Here is a 17,202-nt window from a genome sequence, read left to right on the forward strand (position 1 = left end):
CCGCCCGGTCTACTCCCCCTGCGCCATCGCCGGCGGTGGTTCGGTCAGCAGCCGCCACGGGGTCGGCAGGTAGTCGAGCGACATGTAGAAATAGAAGGCGCAGGACCCGTCAGTACGGAATGTCGCGCCCTTGACGATGCCGAATGCGGTCGTGCCGCTGAACACCGGGCCGCCACTGTCCCCCTGTTTGCAGGTGGGACCCGCTACCGCGACCCAGGTCGGCAGGCAATGGCCGCCGCACAATTCGCCCGCCGGTGCGAAGTCGAGCAACGTCACCTCCGCACAGCTATAGCCGGTGCTTTCGCCGCGATGGCACACGAAGTCGCCAGCACGTGTGCTCGTCTTGGCGCGCTGCGACTCGACCGGGCGGACGCGGGTGCGCGCGGTGTCGGTGAAGAACAGCGGGCGTGCCACCGTCGGGACGGTGTGGATCTGCACATCGTGATAGCCCCAGCCCCATTGCCCGACAAAGCCGAGCGGCGTCGCCTGGCGCGTCGGATCGATATAGGCGAGTTCGTCGAGACAGTGCGCCGCGGTGGTGATGCCGATGCGCGCGCCATCGCCGACCAGAAAGCCGCTGGTGCAGCGATAGCGCCTTCCGCTCGCCGGATCGGTGCCGTCGAGCCGCCCGCCGCCTTGCGGCCCGAGATTGCGGTCGACCAGATCGAGCATGCGGACCCGCACCGGAACTCCGGTCAGCGCGGTCAGCCCCGCGTCTAGCGCGGCGGCTCCCCCAGCGCGGTCGACCACCGACTGGGCGGCGATGACGACCAGTTCGCCGGTGCGGGGATCGATGCCCATCGACGGCGTCCCGCTGAGTGCGGCGCGGATCGCGGGCTGGTGATGGGTGAGCGCCCATAGCACACGCTCGCGACTGGCCTTGGCGCCGGTGCGGAACTGCACGGGGACCCGCGTGGGGCCGGCCGAGACCGCAGTCGGGGCCACCGGCCGCGCGCCGGTGAGATACACGATGTAGCGATAATCTGGACGATGCTGGACGGAGACGCCGGCGAGGCGGTCGCGATATCGCTCCGCGATGGCATCGATGGCTGGCACGCTATCTTGTTGCGCGATCAGTCGGCGCACTGCCTCCGCTGCGGGGACGCCATACGCGCGGACATATTCGGCGGCATCCTGCCCGAGTGCCTCGGCGCGTGTCTGTGCGGGTTGCGCGGTGGCGCGATGCGGAAGCGCGAACCAGGCGAGCAGCAGCAGGATGAAACTGGAGAGCGAGCGCATGGCACCGGTCTAACCAGCGCACCGCGCTGCGCCAAGGCCATGGCATTGCTTGCAGCACGTCCAACGCAATGTTAGCGGTCGGCAATCGATTGCAGGCGATGGGGCCAGCATTTGCTTGGGAGAGGGCCGTGAAGAGCAGGGCGTTGGTGCACGCTTGGGTGGCGCTGTGTGGCGTGGTTGCGATGATGCTGTCGCCGGCCGTGCGGGCGGAGGACCGCTGGATCAGCGCCTGGGGCACTGCGCAGCAGCTCGCCCCGATGCCGCCGCCGCGGATGCCGCCGCGCCCGGCGGGCGAAACCCGCCCCGCGCCGCCGCCCTCCGGCCCGTCACCGATCCTCCCGACACCGGAACGCCTGAACGACCAGACGGCGCGCATGGTGGTCCGCCCGACCGTCAAGGGTAGCGTGTGGCGGGTGCAATTCTCCAATGCGAGCGGTGGCGAACCGTTGCGGATCGGTCGTGCGGCGTTCGCGAAGAGCGCTGAAGCTGGAGCGATCCGGCCGGGAACCTCGCGGGCGCTCAGCTTTGCCGGGGAAGGGGCGGTGACGATCCAGCCGGGTGCGGTCGTATTCAGCGATCCCGTCGCGCTGGACGTTGCGGCACTCGAACTGCTCGCGGTCTCGATCCATCTTCCCGACGATGTCGCGGTCAACACGCTACACCCGCTGGGGCTTCGCACCACCTATGTCGTCAAGGGCGAGCGCACCGAGGACACGACGTTTGCAAATGCCGAAACCAATCGGTCCTATTTCTGGCTGAGCGGGCTGGCGGTGGAGGCGGATGCAAGCGCGGGCACGGTCGTAGCATTCGGGGATTCGATCACCGATGGTTTTGGTACCACGCCAGATGCCGGGCGGGCATGGCCGGAGCTGCTGGCGGAACGGCTGCAGGGGGACGCGCGCACGCGCCACCTGTCGGTCATCAACATGGGGATTTCGGGCAATCGCGTGCGACGCGACGGGGCGGGCCTGTCCGCGCTGGCCCGGTTCGATCGCGATGTGCTGGCGCGGCCAGGTGTGCGCTGGGTCATCCTGCTGGAGGGGATCAACGACATCAATTTCGCGGCGATCCCGGGCATGCCGGCAAGCGAGGCGGTGACGGCGGCGGACCTTATCGCCGCCTATTCCCAGTTCATCGATCGCGCGCATCTGCACGGCATCAAGGTCATGGGCGCGACGATCGCGCCGACCGAGGGAACGTGGCTGTACAGCGCCAAGACCGAGGCGCTGCGCCAGGCGGTGAACCAGTGGATCCGGTCGACCGGCAAGTTCGACGCGCTGGTCGATTTCGACGCGGTGCTGCGCGATCCGGCGCGTCCGACGCGGCTCAACCCGACCTATGATCCGGGCGACAACGTTCATCCCAACGATGCCGGCAATGCCGCGATGGCCCGCGCGATCGATATCGGTCGCCTCCGCCGCAACTAGGCTGCAACCGGGGCGGCTTGTTGCAAACGGGGCATTGCGACCCTATCCCCGGAGCGTGAGCGGGAGGCGGAATTTGGCGCGCAAGATCAAGACCATCTACGACCTCGCCGAACTGGCCGGCGTGTCGGCGGCGACGGTGTCGCGTGCGCTGGCAGGCAAGACGATGGTCAACTCCAAGACCTCCGAACGCATCCGCAAGCTTGCCGAAAAGCACGATTTCCGGCCCAGCGCGCTTGCCCGCAACCTGCGCACCAAGCAGCGCGGCGCGATCGGCGTGGTCGTGCCGCTGGGCCATGATCGCGGCCAGCATCTGTCGGACCCGTTCTTCATGACGCTGATCGGCTATCTCGCCGACGAGTTGAGCGAGCGCGGGTTCGACCTGGTGTTGTCGCGCGTCATTCCCAACCAGGACAATTGGCTGTCACGGCTGATCGATTCCGACCGCGTCGATGGATTCATCATTGTCGGCCAGTCGGATCAGTCGCAGGTGCTCGACCGGATCGCGGCGGAGTATCTGCCGCTGGTCGCCTGGGGCGGGTTCGTACAGGGGCAAATCCATTGTTCGGTCGGCACCGACAATTTCCTGGGCGGGCGGATGGCGACGCAGCATCTGATCGACCGTGGCTGTCGCAAGATCGCCTTTCTGGGCAACACCCAGGCGATCGAGCCGTCGCTGCGTCTGGAAGGGGCAAAGGCGGCGATCGCGGCGCGGGCGGACATCATCCTGGTCGACGCGCCGACCCATTTCGCGTCGGAAGTAAGCGGGTCGGACATCGACGCGTTTCTGTATCAATCCGAAATCCTGCCCGACGGTATCTTCGCCGCGTCCGACCTGATTGCGCTGACCGCGATCCAGGTGCTGGCGACACGCGGCCTGTCGGTCCCCGGCGATGTCCGGGTGGTCGGCTATGACGATCTGTATCTCGCCCGGACCGGCGCGCCGCCACTTACGACCGTGCGCCAGAACCTCGCCGCGGGCGCCGCGCATCTGGTCGATAGCCTGATGAAGCGGATCGCGGGCGAGGCGACCGGGTCGACGATCCTGACCCCCGAACTGATCGTCCGCGAATCGAGCTGAGCGCGTCAATCGGCCATCTACGACTTTGGTGGAGTTGACTTGCAATCGATTGCTAATAGGATGTTGGCATAACGGACCCGAGTCCAGGCGATAATTGGTTGGGAGAGTTGGATGCGCGCAAGGTTTTCCCTCGCCTGTGGAGCCGCGTTGCTCTGCGTTGCGATCGTGCCCGTTCCGGCGCTCGCGCAACAAGTGCCTCCGCCGGCCCAGCTGACCGCCGAGGATGAGGCAAAGCTCGCACCGATCGCGCCGGAACTGCGTGCGGGCGCACGCATGGCGATCGGCTTTTCAAAGATGATGGGCACGATCGACGAAGCGATGGTGCTCGCGTCGCGCAAGCGCGGCGGCGGGCCGCCAGTCCCGCCGCGCCACGCCGATATTCCGGTGCTGGAGAAGCTGATCCCCGGCCCGGCCGGCGCGCCGCAGGTCAAGCTGTTCGTGATCAATGCGAAGGCGGGGACGAGCCGTCCGGGTATCCTCCACACCCATGGTGGTGGCTACATACTCGGCACCGCGGCAACCGATGTGCGCCGCCTGCAGGAAATGGCGCGCGAGCTCGACGCGGTGATCGTCAGCGTTGAATATCGCCTGGCACCAGAAACGACCTTCGAAGGGTCGATCGAGGACAATTATGCCGGGCTGCGCTGGATGTACCAGAGCGCGGCCGAGCTCGGCCTCGATCGCAACCGGATCGCGGTGACCGGCGAGAGCGCGGGCGGCGGCCATGCTGCGCTGCTCGCGATCACCGCGCGCGACCGCGGCGAGATTCCGATTGCCTTCCAGGCGCTGGTCTATCCGATGCTCGACGATCGTACCGGTGGCGCGGTCAAGCTGCCCGGCCATATCGCCACGGTCGGGTGGAGCGCGGCGGAAAATCAATATGGCTGGAAGGCGTTTCTGGGCCAGGCCCCCGGTACGGACAAGGTCCCTGCGCGGGCCGTACCAGCGCGCACGCCCAGCCTGGCCGGGCTACCTCCCGCGTTCATCCAGGTGGGCGGCGTCGATCTCTTCGTCAGCGAGGATATCGACTATGCCCGGCGACTGAACGAGGCAGGGGTGCCGACCGAATTGCAGGTGATTCCAGGCGCCTATCACGGGTTCGACCAGCTCTCGGCAGACTCGCCGCAAGCGAAGCAGTTTACCCGCGCCAGGATTGAGGCGCTGCGCCGCGCCTTCGCGCGTCCGACCAAATAGCGGCGTCGGGCATCGCCCAGGGCCGGGCGATTCTTGACGGCAGTTTTTAGCCCATTTATGCAATCGATTGAAAAAAATAACCGGGGAGAGGAACATGAAGCATCTTTGCACGACAGTTGCGTCCATCGCGGTCGCAAGCGTTCTGGCAGCCGCGCCAGCCTTTGCGCAGAGCGACGCGGCAGGGCAGCAGGCCGATCGGCCGGCCGCATCCACCACCGAAGAAGTCGTCGTGACCGCGCAAAAAGGCGGCGCGCAGGCGCTGCAGGAAGTGCCGCTGGCGATCCAGGCGTTCGACGGCGAGGAGCTGAAGGAGCGCAATATCAGCACCATCGGCGACCTGGTGTCGAGCGTGCCGGGGGCGTTCGAAGGGTTCCGCCAGTCCAACGGCTCGCGCTTCTACAATCTGCGCGGCAGCGTGACTCAGAATGGCGACTCGCCGATCGGCTATTATCTCGACGATGCGCCGTTCATCGTCACCAATTTTGGCATCGCGCCGCCGGTCCGCTTCCTCGACATCGACCGGGTCGAAGTGCTGCGCGGACCGCAGGGCACGCTCTATGGGCAGGGCTCTTCAGGAGGCGTGTTCATCTTCCGCACGCGCGATCCCAATCTCAAGGATTTCGATTACGCGTTCGAGGCGGAGGCGTCGCAGACCCGCGGCGCTGACGGCCTCAACTACGGCGTTGCCGGCGCGGTCTCCGTGCCGATCGTCAAGGACGTGCTGGCGGTGCGCGTCAGTGGCGGCTTCTCACGCGATGCCGGCTGGGCCGACGCCTATTACGGCCCGTTCGACGGCACGCCCGACGAGACCGGGGTCAATGTCGCGAAGAATGACGACATCCGCGTCGTCGCCCTGTTCCGCCCGGCCGACAACGTCAACATCCGCGCGCAATATTGGAAGTTCCGCCCGCGTCAGGGCTTCACCGGCTTTACCGCATCGGTGAACCCGCCCTATTTCCAGAATACCGCGGGGCAAGACGGGTTCTCGAACGGCGACTTCACGTTGTACAGCCTGACCGCGACGGTCGATTTCGATGCGTTCACGATCACCAGCGCGACAAGTCAGCTCGACGGCGTGTTCGGGATCAACATCCCGCTCTCGCCCTCCGGGTCATTCTCCAGCCAGTTCCTGCCGAGCATGTTCGCGCAGGAACTGCGGTTGAACTCCAATGGCAGCGGGCCGTTCAAATGGCTGCTCGGCGCGTCGTATCAGGACGGGTCGGGGCCGCAGAAAAATGCGCTCACCCTGCCCGCCGCGGTGATCAATGCCGACAATGACACGCTGACCGAAAACTACGCCTTCTTCGGTGAGGTCAGCTACGAGCTGTTCGACGGCAAGCTCGTTCCGCTCGTCGGCCTGCGCCAATATCATGACGATCGCGCCTTTGCCGACGCGACCGAAACGCTGCCGACGACGAAGGACGTGACGACCTGGCGGGTCAACCTGTCTTATCTGCCGACCGATGACTTGACGATGTTCATTTCGGCGGCGACCGGCTTCCGTCCGGGTATCGTCCAGTCGCGGGTGCAGGTTCAGTCGGTGACTGGCGCGGGCGTGCCGACGGGCGTGACGCTCGAGCCCGAATCCTCGACCAACTATGAATTCGGCTTGAAGTGGCGCAGCGCCGACCGGTCGGTCAATGTCGGCCTCAACCTCTATCAGCTCGAATATACCAACCTGCAGACCTCGGTCACGGGGTCGATTGCCAACGTCAACGGCTTTGCCAATTTTGGCGACGCAAAAACGAAGGGCGTCGATCTCGAACTGCGCTGGAACACGCCGCTGAAGGGATTCAACCTGGGCTTTGTCGGCAACTTCAACGACAGCAAATATACCCGCGTGAATCCCATCGTGGCGGCGGCCCAGCCGCTGCTGCGTCCCGGCGCGCGGCTGACCAATACGCTGGCCAACAACTTCCGCGTCGACATGGGCTATAATGGCGACATCGCGAGCGGCGTGAACCTGTTCGGCAATCTGTCGCTCAGCCACAGCGGCGACCGGTTGCAGGGCAATGGCATCACCGCGCCCGCCTATAACGTCATGGCTCTGACCCTGGGCGTCCGTTACGGTGATTACGAACTGGCGTTGATCGGCAACAACCTGACCGACGAGCGGGGGCCGACCTTCGTCGGCACCAACGGCCCGTTGTCGGGATCGGGGCCGACCCCGCGCACGATCGGCCTTCGTTTCCGGGTCACGCCCTGACCGGAATCGGACATGCGGGAAGGGCGGGGGGCCATGCGCCTCCCGCCCTTTCCGTTCTCTCGGCGCGAACGATGATTGATTGGAGAGCGGGATGAACGATCAGGCGGGACAGAACGGCGCGGCGACGCTGCTCAAGGCACTGGTGTTCCTGATGTTCGCGATGTTCGCGATGACCACGGACTCGGTCGGCACGGTCATTCCCGAAGTGATCCGCGAGTTTCAGCTGGGCCTGACCGCTGGTGGGTCGTTCCAATATGCCACCATGGCGGGGATCGGCATCTCCGCGATCGCGCTCGGCTTCCTTGCCGACCGGATCGGGCGCAAGGCGACGATCCTGATCGGCCTGGTCCTGTTCGGGGTCAGTTCTGCGCTATTCGCGGCGGGGCATGATTTCCTGTTCTTCACTAGCCTGTTGTTCGTTTCCGGCATCGGCATCGGCATCTTCAAGTCCGGCGCGCTGGCGCTGATCGGCGACTTGTCGCGTTCGACTGGCGAACATGCGCGGACGATGAACCTGATCGAGGGATTCTTCGGCGTGGGCGCAATCATCGGGCCGGCGATCGTCGCCTATATGCTGACGCAGGGTGCGAGCTGGAAATGGGTGTACATCATCGCGGCGATGCTGTGCGCGCTGTTGGTGCTCGGGTCGGTCGTCGCGCGCTTTCCGCGGCCGATCATCACCCGCACCGAACCGGTCCGTGCGAGTGAAGCGATCCGCATGGCCGGCGATCCGCCCGCGCGCTTCTTCGGAACCGCGTTGATGCTCTATGTCGGGGCAGAGGCCGCGATCTATGTCTGGGCGCCGACCTATCTCGCCAATTATTCGGGGTCGTGGCTGTGGCTGGCGGCTTATGTCGTGTCGATCTTCTTCGTGCTGCGCGCGGCAGGGCGGTTCCTGGGGGTGTGGCTGCTCTCGCGGTTCGACTGGGCGAGCGTGATCCTGGTGTGCAGCGCGGCGATGGCAGCGCTGTTCTGGATCGCAGTGCTGGACGGGCGCGAGGTCGCGATCTTTGCGCTGCCTGCGACGGGGCTGTTCATGTCGGTGCTATATCCGACGATCAATTCGACCGGGATCAGCTGCTACGAAAAGGGGCGGCACGGGTCCATCGCCGGGTTGCTGCTGTTCTTCACCTGCGTCAGCGCGGTGCTGGCGCCGCTGGCGATGGGCGCGCTGGGCGAATGGCTGGCGGACAGCAGCTATGCGATCCTGCTCGGCGGCGTCTTTGCAACGCTACTGGCATTGCTGTGCGGCTGGAACAGATCGCGCGCGCCGTTCGCCGCGCTGCTCGCGCAGCGCGACGCCGACGATTACCGCGCTTAGCTCAGATGCCGGTCGAGCCAGGCAGCGAACAGAGCGGGCCATTGCCCGGCCGGCGTATCGGGACGTCCGACGCCGAAGCCGTGATTGCCCGCCTCGAACAGATGCAGCTCGACCGGGCGGTTCGCCGCCTGCAGGGCGCGCAGCATGATCATGCTGTTCTCGGCTGGCACCGCTTTGTCGTCGAGCGCGTGGACGAGGAAGACGGGCGGGGTCTGCGCGCTAACATGCTGCGCGGGCGAGCGTTTTGCGATCAGCTCCGCCGGGGGTGCGTTGCCGAGCAGGCGCATCGCGGACTCGGCATGGGTGACCGGCGCGGTGACGCTGATCACGGGATAGATCAGCGCCATTGCCGCAGGCCGGGCGTCGAGCGCGTCGGCGGCGTCGCGCGGCGCATAGACCGGCTCGGAAAAGCTGGTCGCCAGCGTCGCGCCGAGATGTCCCCCGGCCGAGAAGCCGATTGCCGCGACCTTGGCTGGGTCGAACCCGTAGCGTCCGGCATTGGCCCGGATCACGCGGATCGCGCGCTGCGCATCCTGCAGCGGCACATCCTCGCGCTTCGCCCAGCCTTCGTCGGGCAGGCGATAGGTGAGGACGAACACGGTGTATCCGCGCGCCGTCATCGCGCGGGCAACATCGACGCCTTCGTTGAGGATCGACACGAAGGTGTAGGCGCCGCCGGGGATCGACAGCAACGCGCGGCCGTTCGGCTTCTCCGGACGAAATACACGCAGCATCGGGGTTTCGATGTTGCGGACCATGATGTCTGGCCAGTCGGCGGGCACCGCGCGGGCGGTGTAGCCGCCGCCGGGGGTTCCGTTCGGCCAGAGCGGGATCTGTTCGGCATCGATCCACGCGCGCGGCATCGGCGGGAGCTTGGGGAATTGCGCCGCGCAGGCACTTCCAGCAGCAAGCGCCGCGAGGCCCGTGGCCCCGGCGATAAACCCGCGCCGTCCGATGGGTCCGATCTTAACCAACATGCATCCTCCCGTCCCGGACAGCACATTTGCGCTTCCGGCTGCGAGATAACAGCGTGTCGCGCCGCACGTTGCAAGTTGTATTCACAATCGATTGCGAAAGTCTTGCAAAGTCGGCAAGGAGGTCGCGTAGGCCCGAGGAAGGGAGAGCGAATTGATCCGGCGAGTTGATGCGTATTGCCGAAAGGGGCCGGCCGGATGCACCGCGGAGTTGCCCGCGTTTGTCGGAGCGGTTGCCCGATGAGCGCGATCGAACAGTCGCCAGCGATCGTCACGGCGGAGCAGCCGGCGACGGCGTCATGGACCCCAGCGCATATACGTGCCCTGGCCGACTTTTGCCACGACAGCGCGCCGCTAATCACGGATAGCGATGTGGCGCGCATCGCGCCCGATCTCGACATCTGGGACGCGTGGCCGGTGCAGGATGCGGATGGCAAGCCCTCCACGTTGCGCGATGGTCAGACCTTGTGGATGGCACTGGGGGCGCCGCGGTTCCCCGATCCCGATACGCGGCATGGCCATGCCCGCATCCACCTGATCCTGCGCGACGCCGCGGGCTGGCACCCGCTCGGCCCGGCCATGCCCGACGGTTTTGCGCCGGGCAGCCGCGAATGGTCCGGCTCCGCGCTGCTGGCGGCGGATCGTCGCACGCTGACCTTGTTCTTCACCGCCACCGGGCGGCGCGGCGAGGCAACGCTGACCTTCGAGCAGCGGCTGTTCCGCGCTGATGCGACCCTGGCGCATGAGGGCGGCTATCGCCTCACCGACTGGCGCGATCTGCGCGAATTCGTGGTCCGCGATCCCGCGCATTACATGGCGAGCGACGCGGGCAGTGGCGCGGTCGGCACGATCAAGGCATTCCGCGATCCCGCCTATTTCCGCGACCCGCGCGGCGGGCGGCACCATGTCTTTTTCGCTGCGTCGCTGGCCGGTTCCGATTCGGCCTTCAACGGCTGCGTCGGTTGGGCAACCGCGCGCGACGACACGCTAACCGACTGGGATATCCGCCCGCCGCTGGTCAGCGCGGATACGCTGAACAATGAACTGGAGCGGCCGCATGTCGTGATGCACGGCGGGCTCTATTATCTGTTCTGGTCGACCCAGCGGCATGTCTTCAACCCCGATGGCCCGACCGGCCCGGCCGGGCTTTACGGCATGGTCTCCGACCGGATCGATGGTGGCTGGCGTCCGCTCAATGGCACGGGGCTGGTGTTCGCAAACCCTGACGCCGCGCCGAAACAGGCCTATAGCTGGCTGGTATTGCCCGACCTTCAGGTGACCAGCTTCATCGACGCCTGGGGGAGCAACGGCAGCGACGCAAACGCCCGCCGTTTCGGCGCGACCTTTGCGCCGATGCTGCGTTTGCGGTTGCAGGGCGATGAGGCGGGGCTGGAGACGGACGGATGAACCGCTATGCGGGGATCGAGCTGGGCGGGACCAAGGCGATTGCCGTGCTGGCGCAGGGCGACGCGATCGTCGAGCGGCGCAGCATCCCGACCGGGGAGACGATCGCGACGCTAAGCGCGCTGCGCGCGATCCTTGATGGCTGGGCGACGACCGCGCCGCTGGCGGGGCTGGGTATCGCCAGCTTCGGTCCGATCCAACTCGGTCTGCGCGATCCGAAGTTCGGGCAAATCCTTGCAACGCCCAAGCCCGGTTGGACCGGCGCGCCGGTTTCGGCGCTGCTGAGCGAGGGGCTGGCATGTCCGATGGCGATCGACACCGACGTCAATGGCGCGGCGCTCGCCGAATATCGCTGGGGCGCGGCGCAGGGGTGCGACAGCCTGTGCTATCTGACGATCGGCACGGGGCTGGGCGGCGGGCTGCTGATCGGGGGCAAGCCCGTGCATGGCGCGATGCATCCGGAGATCGGCCATCTCCGGCTGCGGCGCGTGCCGGGTGACGCCTTTGCTGGCAACTGCCCATTTCATGGCGATTGCATCGAGGGGCTGGTGTCGGGGCCAGCGCTCGCCGCACGCTTCGGCATGGACCCGGCCAAGGCTCCCGATGACCACCCCATCTGGCACCATGTCGCTGCCGATATCGCAGAATTGTGCTGCGCTATCCTGCTGACGACGTCGGCGCGACGCATCCTGTTCGGCGGCAGCGTGGCGCTTTCACGCGCTTTCATCCTGCCCTGGGTGCGGGAGATCGTCGTGGCGCAGCTTGAGAGCTATCTGCCCTTCGTCACTAGCGAAGCGGTCGGCGAGATCATTCAGCCTGCGGGCCTTGGCACCGATGCTGGCCCGCTCGGCGCCATCGCATTGGCACAGGCCGCGTCGCGCTGAGGCGACGCGGCCCGTCGCCTCACTTCGCGTCGACCTTGTCGATCAGGTCGAGCAGTCCGTTGACGATCGCGCTCTCCGCGCAGCCCGGCTTCAGTCGCGACGACACCACTTCGAACGTGTTGTACGCAAACGCCGCGTCGTTCGGGATATAGCCCGACGGGGCCATGCCGTTGGTGATCGTCGTCATCATCGTGTGCTTGAACGGCGATTCGCGCTTGAAGCGCTGGGCGATGGTCGTGAACACCTCTGCGTCCACGCCGCCGATCACCGTGTCGCCGATCTTGAGCAGGCTCAGCCGGATGCTGATCGGGTCCGCATCCTCATAGGTGCCGGGATAGCCCGCGCGCCCCTTGTCCAGCCGCTTGCGGCCGGGGCAGGTCACGCTGGTCTGCGCGCCCTGAATAGTGGCCGCAGCGACCGGGCGCTCCAGGCTGGCGCGGCTGACGTGCAGCACTTCTTCGCCCAGCATCTGGCCCATCGATTTCACCATCTGCTTCTGCTGTTCCATCAGCATCGCGACGCGCGGATTGCTGCGGTCCATGCCGGTCCCGCCGGGGGGCATCGCGTTGCTGATATCCTCGCCGCGCTTTGCATAGTCCGCAGTGCGGATGGAACGCAGTTCATAGGTCTGGTTGAAATAGATCGGGTTCTGGTCGCCCGCCGCGCCGTTCCCATAGACCGCGACCGCGTCTCCGCCCAGCGATTGCTCGATATAGTTGGACGCGGCGCCCGGCAGGTCGGCGCTGACCAAGTCAAGATTGCCGGTCAGCACGGCATGAACGCCATAGTTGAAATAGACCGCGATCGGCGCGCCCTCCAGCGTCTCGAACCGCACCACCGCGACGGTCTTGTCCGACACGCCTTCGTAATTCGGCCCCTCCCACCAGCGGCGGTTGTCGGGGTCGATGATGTTGCGGTTGACGTTGATGTAGGAAACACCGGTGCTATAAGCCATGCGCGCGGGCTTTGCCGCCGCCGCCGCCTTGCGGATCGCGTCGAAAATCTGGGCCTCGTAGGCCGGGCCGCGCATCCACGGCGCGCTGTGCGTGTGGCTGGCGGTCAGCAGCAGCTGGCTGGTCGGGATATTGAGCTCGCGCTCGACCCGCGCGGCGACGTTCTGCCACGTCTCCGTCATGATCGCCCCGGCATCGACGGTGACCATCGCGGCGCGCGTCTTGCCGTCATCGAGCACGATCGCGCGGACGTTGAGCGGGTCGAGCACGCCGAGCATGGTCTTGGGCATCTCTGCCGGCTTGGGCGTGATATCGACCTTGGCTGCGCCCACCTTGAGCGTCTGGGCGGAGGCGGGGAGGGCGACGCAAATCAGGGTGGCGGCACAGGCCGCGCGAAGCTCAATCTTCATGGCAAGACATCCCGTTGGAGCCGAAGGCAGACAACGGCGGAACGGCACGCAGACGTGCTTTCAGCATGATCCCCTCCGCCTGACGATCGCGTTATGCAATCGATTGCTATCGACGTACTGCAGCGCCGCTGCGGTTGGCAACCGAAAAGCAGCGACTAGTTCGCGTCGTCGCGTTTCAGCGCATCGGCCACCAGCGGCGTGACCCGTCCGACGATCTTCTCCAGCCCCTGCGGATTGGGGTGGATGCGGTCGGGCAGCATCAGCGTCGGATCGGTCACCACCTGATCGAGGAAGAAGGGATACAGCACCGCATCATAGCGCTTCGCCAGATCGGCATAGATCGCGTTGAACGCGTCGGCATAGTCGCGCCCCATGTTCGGCGCGGCGATCATGCCGGTCAGCATGATCGGGATGCCGCGCTTCTTCAGCTCCTCGCAGATCGTGGTCAGGTTCGCGCGCGTCTCCGCCGGGTCGATGCCGCGCAGCATGTCGTTGCCGCCCAGATTGACCATGACCAGGTCCGGCTTGCGATCCAGCCCGTCGAGGGTGAATGCCAGGCGGCGCAGGCCCGCCGAGCTGGTGTCGCCCGAGACCCCGGCATTGCGCACGCTCGCGGCGATGCCGCGTGCTGCCAGAGCCTTTTCCAGCTGGGCCGGAAAGCTCTCCTGCGGCAACACGCCATAGCCGGCGTAGAGGCTGTCCCCGAATGCGACGACCAGCCGCCTATCGGCCTTCTCCGCCCCCGCACTGGCGACGGCCGATGGCGTCGACGGGGTGGCCAGCGACTGGTTCGCCGCATCATTTTCACCCGAACAGGCGCTCAGCCCTTGGAGGAGGAGCACCGCGCCCGCATATGGGGCAAGCTTTCTGATCAAGGACGTCATCTCCACCTATGTCGATCGAACCGGTGGCGGATATCGCAATCCGCGCGCGCAATGTCACCCTGACGCTTGGAACGCGCGAAGCGCCGACGGAAATTCTGAAGGGAATTGATGTCGAAATCGCGCGCGGGAGCAGCGTCGCGATCCTCGGACCATCGGGGTCGGGCAAGTCGTCGCTGATGGCGATCCTGTCGGGTCTGGAACAGGCGAGCGGCGGCAGCGTGAGCGTTGCGGGCATCGCCTATGACACGCTGGACGAGGACGGCTTGGCGCGCGCGCGGCGCGGACGGGTCGGGATCGTGCTGCAGGCATTTCACCTGTTGCCGACGATGACCGCGCTGGAGAATGTCGCGGTGCCGCTCGAGCTGGCGGGCGCGGACGATGCCTTTGCGCGCGCCGCGGCGGAGCTGGAGGCGGTTGGCCTCGGCCACCGTCTGACGCATTATCCGGTGCAGTTGTCGGGCGGCGAGCAGCAGCGCGTCGCCATCGCGCGCGCGGTGGCGGGGCGGCCCGAGATCATCTTTGCCGACGAACCGACCGGCAATCTCGACGGCACCACGAGCGGCGTGATCGTCGACCTGTTGTTCGACCGCCAGCGCGCGGCGGGGGCGACGCTGCTGATCATCACCCATGACCCGGCGCTTGCCAGCCGCTGTGACCGCGTGCTGACCATGCGCGACGGGCACATCGTTGCGGACAGCGCTGCATGAGGGCGCTCGGCTGGCGCGCGGCCTGGAACATCGCGCGGCGCGATCTGCATTCGGGCTTTCGCGGGCTGCGGCTGCTGCTCGTCTGCCTGTTCCTTGGCGTTGCGACGCTGGCGACGATCGGCAGCCTGACCGCGTCGATCACCGGTGAGATCTCGGCGCGGGGCCAGGTGCTGCTCGGCGGCGATGTCGAGGTGGGGATGACCCAGCGCCAGGCATCGGCGCAGGAGCGGGCGGCGCTGGCGCAGCTCGGCACGGTCAGCGACACGATCCGCACCCGCGCAATGGCGCGGCGCACGACGCCGATCGCGGGCGCCCCCGATGCGGTGCTGACCGAACTCAAGGGCGTCGATGCGCGCTATCCATTATACGGCAGCCTGACGCTGGAGCGGGGTCGCTATGCGCCGCTCGCGCCCGATGCGGCACTGATCGGCAAGTCGCTGTCGGAGCGGCTGTTGCTCAAGACCGGCGATCGGGTCCGCTATGGCGATGCGGAGTTCCGCATTGTGGGGCTGATCGCCGACGAATCCGACCGGGTGGGGGAAGGCTTCACCCTCGGCCCGGTCGCGATCGTGTCGCTGGACGGGATGAAGCGCACCGGACTTCTCCAGCCGGGCGCGCTGTACGAGACCAAGTATCGCATCCGCCTGAACCCCGGTGTAGTGCCGGGGGAAGCGGTCGACCAGCTCAAGGCGCGGTTCCCGACCGCCGGCTTCGAATACAAGACCCGCGACCGCGCCGCGCCCGGCGCGGTGCGCTTCTTCGAGCGGATGGGACAATTCCTGTCGCTGATTGGCCTCGCTGCCTTGGTCATCGCCGGGATCGGGGTAAGCAACGGCGTCGCCTCCTATCTCGGGCAAAAGCGCGGCGGGATCGCGACCTTCAAGATCCTCGGCGCGACCTCGGCCGATATCAGCCGCATCTATCTGCTCCAGATCGCCGCGGCGTCGGCGCTGGCAGTGGGGGCGGGGCTGGTGGTCGGTGCGGTGTTGCCGATCGCGTTCGTCGCGCTGGCGGGTGACCTGTTGCCGGTGGCGCCGGGCTTTGCGGTCTATCCGCTGCCGCTGCTGACGAGCGCCGCCTATGGCCTGCTGATCGCCTTCGCTTTTGCCATGCCGCCGCTGGCGCGTGCGCGCACCCATCCCGCCGCTGCACAGCTGCGCAGTGGGGTTGAGGAGTCGCGTGGCATCGACCGCCGCAGCGTCGCGCTGGTCGCGTTGGCCGGCGCGCTAGTGGTGACGCTGGCGCTGGTGACGGCGCGCGAGCCGATCTTCGCCGCCGCCGTGCTCGGCGCGGTGGCGCTGGTGCTGCTGGTGCTGCTTGGCATCGGCGCGCTGATCCGTCGCGTGTCCGCCAGGCTTCCGCGCCCGCGCCGTCCGCTGCTGCGGCTGGCGCTCGCCAATCTCCACCGCCCCGGCGCGCAGACCGTGGCGCTGGTGATCGCACTCGGCCTGGCCCTCACGCTGTTCGTCACACTGGCGGCGATCCAGACCAGCCTCGATGCCGAGATCGAGCGCGCGGTGCCGCAACGCGCGCCCAGCCAGTTCGTGCTCGATATCCCCTCCGAATCCCGCGATGCCTTCTCCACATTGGTGAAACGTGAGGCGCCCGAGGCGAAGCTCAACATCGTCCCGTCGCTGCGCGGCACGATCACCGCCTTTGGCAATACCCGCGTCGCCGACCTCAAGACCCTGCCGGAAGGCGCCTGGTTCCTCCGCGGCGAGCGCGGCGTCACCTATTCCGACGTGCTGCCACAGGGCAGCGATCTGGTGGCCGGAGAGTGGTGGCCGAAGGATTATGCCGGCCCGCCGCTCGTCTCGCTCGACCGGGAGGCTGCCGCGATCCTCAACGTCGGGGTCGGCGACACCATGACCGTCAGCATCCTTGGTCGCGAGATCCAGGCGCGGATCGCGTCGTTGCGGCAGGTCAATTGGGACACGATGGGGTTCAACTACATCCTCGTCTTCTCGCCCAACACGCTCGCCGCCGCGCCGCACAGCCTGACCGCGACGATCGACATGGAACCGAAGAACGAGGGCAAGGTATCGCGCGCGCTGCTGGGCGCCTTCCCCTCGGCCTCGATCATCGCGGTGAGCGAGGTGGTGGGTCAGGTGCGCACGATCCTCGACCAGATGGCGACCGCGATCCTGCTCTCGGCATCGGTCACGATCCTGGCCGGCATCGCGGTGCTGGTCGGCGCGATCGCCGCGTCGCGACAGGCGCGCAGCTATGACAGCGTCATCCTCAAGACATTGGGCGCGACCCGGCGTCAGATTCTCGCGGCGCAGGCGCTCGAATATGCGCTGCTTGCGCTGACCCTCGCGGCGCTCGCGCTGGGGCTGGGCGGACTGGCGGCGTGGTATGTTATTGCCGGCGTGTTCGAGTTCGGCTGGGCGCCCGACTGGAGCATCGTCGCGGCGACGCTGGGCCTCGGCGCGTTGCTGACGCTCGGCATCGGGCTGCTCGGATCGCTGCCGGTGCTGTCGGTGCGACCCGCTCAGGCGCTGCGGAGGCTCTGAGCGGG

The 17,202-nt window shown here is 66.8% G+C and carries 13 protein-coding genes; 9 read left to right on the plus strand and 4 right to left on the minus strand.

Annotation, left to right across the window (positions count from 1 at the left end):
• Positions 1-9: 9 nt before the first annotated feature.
• A complete protein-coding gene (locus ACO05N_RS11270; RefSeq protein ID WP_422057177.1) occupies positions 10-1,239 on the minus strand; it encodes a hypothetical protein in 1,230 nt (409 codons plus the stop codon).
• A gap of 146 nt (positions 1,240-1,385) precedes the next feature.
• Between ACO05N_RS11270 and ACO05N_RS11275 the strand changes: the two genes are divergently transcribed.
• From ACO05N_RS11275 to ACO05N_RS11295, 5 genes are all read left to right on the plus strand, one after another.
• The gene (locus ACO05N_RS11275) at positions 1,386-2,666 is read left to right on the plus strand and encodes an SGNH/GDSL hydrolase family protein (RefSeq protein WP_422057178.1); all 1,281 of its coding nucleotides are present in this window, start codon (positions 1,386-1,388) and stop codon (positions 2,664-2,666) included.
• Between the two features lie 73 nt (positions 2,667-2,739).
• Entirely contained in the window at positions 2,740-3,744 is a 1,005-nt protein-coding gene (locus tag ACO05N_RS11280; RefSeq protein WP_422057179.1) for a LacI family DNA-binding transcriptional regulator, read from the plus strand.
• A 192-nt stretch (positions 3,745-3,936) separates the two neighbouring features.
• Complete coding sequence (locus ACO05N_RS11285) at positions 3,937-4,938, plus strand: alpha/beta hydrolase (protein ID WP_422057180.1); 1,002 nt, start codon at positions 3,937-3,939, stop codon at positions 4,936-4,938.
• Positions 4,939-5,032: 94 nt separating this feature from the next.
• The gene (locus ACO05N_RS11290) at positions 5,033-7,144 is read left to right on the plus strand and encodes a TonB-dependent receptor (RefSeq protein ID WP_422057181.1); all 2,112 of its coding nucleotides are present in this window, start codon (positions 5,033-5,035) and stop codon (positions 7,142-7,144) included.
• A gap of 91 nt (positions 7,145-7,235) precedes the next feature.
• A complete protein-coding gene (locus ACO05N_RS11295) occupies positions 7,236-8,465 on the plus strand; it encodes an MFS transporter (protein WP_422057182.1) in 1,230 nt (409 codons plus the stop codon).
• On the opposite strand, the gene ACO05N_RS11300 is transcribed toward ACO05N_RS11295, so the two are convergent.
• Entirely contained in the window at positions 8,462-9,442 is a 981-nt protein-coding gene (locus ACO05N_RS11300; protein WP_422057183.1) for an alpha/beta hydrolase, read from the minus strand. The genes ACO05N_RS11295 and ACO05N_RS11300 overlap by 4 nt on opposite strands.
• 237 nt (positions 9,443-9,679) lie before the next feature.
• Here ACO05N_RS11300 and ACO05N_RS11305 point away from each other — a divergent pair, with 237 nt between their 5' ends.
• Positions 9,680-10,846, plus strand: coding sequence for a glycoside hydrolase family 68 protein (locus ACO05N_RS11305; RefSeq protein WP_422057184.1), 1,167 nt, complete (start codon positions 9,680-9,682; stop codon positions 10,844-10,846).
• Positions 10,843-11,727, plus strand: coding sequence for an ROK family protein (locus ACO05N_RS11310; RefSeq protein WP_422057185.1), 885 nt, complete (start codon positions 10,843-10,845; stop codon positions 11,725-11,727). Before ACO05N_RS11305 ends, ACO05N_RS11310 begins: the two co-directional genes overlap by 4 nt.
• A gap of 19 nt (positions 11,728-11,746) precedes the next feature.
• On the opposite strand, the gene ACO05N_RS11315 is transcribed toward ACO05N_RS11310, so the two are convergent.
• Positions 11,747-13,090: a neutral/alkaline non-lysosomal ceramidase N-terminal domain-containing protein gene (locus ACO05N_RS11315; protein ID WP_422057186.1), complete on the minus strand. Its 1,344-nt coding sequence runs from the start codon at positions 13,088-13,090 to the stop codon at positions 11,747-11,749.
• Positions 13,091-13,245: 155 nt separating this feature from the next.
• A complete protein-coding gene (locus ACO05N_RS11320) occupies positions 13,246-13,974 on the minus strand; it encodes a GDSL-type esterase/lipase family protein (protein ID WP_422057187.1) in 729 nt (242 codons plus the stop codon).
• A gap of 8 nt (positions 13,975-13,982) precedes the next feature.
• Here ACO05N_RS11320 and ACO05N_RS11325 point away from each other — a divergent pair, with 8 nt between their 5' ends.
• Together ACO05N_RS11325 and ACO05N_RS11330 are read left to right on the plus strand one after the other, a co-directional pair.
• Complete coding sequence (locus ACO05N_RS11325; RefSeq protein ID WP_422057188.1) at positions 13,983-14,681, plus strand: ABC transporter ATP-binding protein; 699 nt, start codon at positions 13,983-13,985, stop codon at positions 14,679-14,681.
• Positions 14,678-17,197, plus strand: coding sequence for an ABC transporter permease (locus ACO05N_RS11330; protein WP_422057189.1), 2,520 nt, complete (start codon positions 14,678-14,680; stop codon positions 17,195-17,197). The genes ACO05N_RS11325 and ACO05N_RS11330 overlap by 4 nt, the downstream gene beginning before the upstream one ends.
• Positions 17,198-17,202 lie beyond the last annotated feature (5 nt).

This window comes from Sphingomonas sp. (genome assembly GCF_965227385.1).
Taxonomy (GTDB): domain Bacteria; phylum Pseudomonadota; class Alphaproteobacteria; order Sphingomonadales; family Sphingomonadaceae; genus Sphingomonas.